The sequence below is a fragment of the Neisseria sp. P0021.S005 genome (genome assembly GCF_051956955.1).
The window spans coordinates 1-2,573 of sequence record NZ_JBQCWY010000443.1 but is presented as its reverse complement, the minus strand read 5'-3'; the positions used below and the strand labels follow the sequence as shown (position 1 = coordinate 2,573).

Genomic DNA, 2,573 nt, shown 5'->3' with positions numbered 1-2,573 from the left:
GCGATGAAAGCGCCGTGGCCAAACACTTCGTTGCCGTATCGACCAACCAAAAAGCCGTTGCCGAATTCGGTATCGATACCGCCAATATGTTTGAATTTTGGGACTGGGTCGGCGGACGATACAGCCTCTGGTCGGCCATCGGCCTGCCGATTATGCTGTATCTCGGCGAAGAAAACTTCATCGAAATGCTCAACGGCGCACACCTGATGGACCAACACTTCATCAACACGCCGCTGGAGCGCAACCTGCCGGTTATCCTTGCCCTTATCGGTGTTTGGTACATCAACTACTACGGCGGCGGCAGCCACGTTATCGCTCCTTACGACCAACATCTCCACCGCCTGCCCAAATTCATCCAGCAGCTCGACATGGAGAGTAACGGCAAACAAGTTACCCTTGACGGTAAACCGGTCGGTTACGAAACTTCCCCGATTATTTGGGGCGAAACCGGTATCAACGGCCAGCATGCCTTCTTCCAACTGCTGCACCAAGGTACGCACATCACGCCGATTGACCTGATTGCATCCCTTGAAAAACGCAGCAATTTGCAAGGCCACCACGAAATCCTGTTGGCAAACGTCTTTGCCCAAGCCGAAGCCTTTATGCGAGGTAAAACGCCTGACGAAGTACGCGCCGAGCTTCAAGCACAAGGCATGGACGAAGCGCGTATCGAAGAGCTGGTTCCGCACAAAACCTTCTCCGGCAACCGCCCGACCAACCTCATCCTCATGGACAAAATCAACCCGCGCAATATGGGCAGCCTGATTGCCATGTACGAACACAAAACCTTCGTGCAAGGCATTATTTGGGGCATCAACAGCTTTGACCAATGGGGCGTAGAACTCGGCAAACAGTTGGCCAAAACCATTCTTGCCGAATTGACCGGCGAGACTGAAGTGCAAAAACACGACAGCTCCACTACACGCCTGATTAATCTTTATTTGAACGCCAACAAATAAAGCATTTATTTAAAACAAAAGGCCGTCTGAAAGTTTCAGACGGCCTTTTGTTTCATTCCGGATCATCCGTAAACGCATTTTCCCGAAATATCGGTACAAACGTGAAAAGATACAGTACGAACACGGCGATGGTCAGAATCGCAGGAACGGTAATGAAAAATATCGGGTTCACGTTCATCAAGAAAGCGCGCGAGATGGCGGCCATAAAGAGTAGGGGGATGGCAATGCGGCAGAGTTTCGGGTAGTCGAGTTTGGTAAAGCCGCTGTGCCACAGTCCGGCGGTCAGCCACACCATCATCACGCCGCCCATCATACCGCCGAGGGTAATCAAGTGTAATGGGGCGGAGGAAGGCAGATTTTGCAGTTTCTCCACGCCTGTCCACAGATAGCCTGCGGCGGCAAAAAGCTGGAGCAGGTAATAAGTGCAGACGTAGTGTTTGCGCAGGAGTTCGTGATGGTGGAGCTCACGCAGCTTGGCGAGCAGGATGAATCCGACGGCAAGCGCGGTAAAACCGGCGGTTTGTGCGGGCAGCCAAAGTTCGGCGGCGGCGTGCAGCAGCAGGAAAGTAATGGCGATGTTTTTATAAACGATATTTGGAATAAAAACAGGGTCTTTCAGACGGCATTCTTTAAGGGCTTCCGCGCCCAAAAGAATGCTGACGCGGACGGATACAAACATGACAGCTGCTATGTTCAGATGTACTTGCGCGCGCAGTAAGTTCAAATCGCCAGTTGCGGCGTAGGCCGTCTGAAAAACGGTAAATGCGGCGAGCAGCATTAGTAGGGCGAAGTTATCAGTGTTGCGATCAAGCCAAATCAGCCAAGTGCAGAACAGCAGCAATACCAGCCAATAGACAGCAACGAAAAACGAGGCAGTTTGCGGCGAAAAGGGCAGTATGGCGGATGCGGCGAGCAGTAATGCCGCCATCAAAGTAGCGACAGGTTTCAGACGGCCTTGATAGCCCGTCCATTCAAGCATGGCGGCAGTCAGAAAACCGCCGTATGCCGCAGGCAGCATGAGCTCTAAGAAGATTTGGCGGTGCAAAATGACGGCACCGGGGCCGATGAAAAACACCAACGCGCCGAGTATGGCAAGCACCGCCGCACCGACGAAAAACGGCCGCATGGGGTGGGTAAAAAACTTATTCATAGTTTGGCTTGATTCTGCATGAAGATGCTTTCGGATATAGATTTATTGGGAGGACAGGGCTGTATTTTTGCCAAACAGGCAAGCCTTCGGCTTGCTTACCCTCTCCCTAGCCCTCTCCCACGGGGAGAGGGGATTAAACTGCCAAACCCGAACATTTTTAGGTTTACCTGACATCTGATTCTCAATTCTACGTTCTTTGATTTTCAGCAACCTGATCCCCTCTCCCCGTGGGAGAGGTTTAGGGAGAGGGCAACGAACCGCAAGGTTTGTCAGATACTCAAATGCCCGTATCATTCATATTATTGATATTATTGTTTGAATTGTATTATTTTCAATAATAATAAATAATCCTAAACCAATATAAATAACAGCCATTATCCAACGACTAAACTTCTCTACAATTTCACCAACACCTGAAATATTAGACAATCTTTGTGCTGTATATCCCTGTCTATTATACGCAT

General features: G+C 50.3%; 3 protein-coding genes. 1 reads left to right on the top strand and 2 read right to left on the bottom strand.

Annotation, left to right across the window (positions count from 1 at the left end):
• Positions 1–959: glucose-6-phosphate isomerase (gene pgi / locus ACTHUE_RS15335; RefSeq protein ID WP_440423919.1), on the top strand; the 959-nt coding region annotated here is incomplete at its 5' end.
• 52 nt (positions 960–1,011) lie between these two features.
• Here pgi and ACTHUE_RS15330 read toward each other — a convergent pair.
• Both ACTHUE_RS15330 and ACTHUE_RS15325 read right to left on the bottom strand, forming a co-directional pair.
• Positions 1,012–2,109, bottom strand: coding sequence for an NnrS family protein (locus ACTHUE_RS15330; protein WP_070461369.1), 1,098 nt, complete (start codon positions 2,107–2,109; stop codon positions 1,012–1,014).
• Between the two features lie 294 nt (positions 2,110–2,403).
• On the bottom strand, positions 2,404–2,573 hold a 170-nt coding region (locus ACTHUE_RS15325), incomplete at its 5' end, for a cadmium resistance transporter (protein ID WP_440423920.1).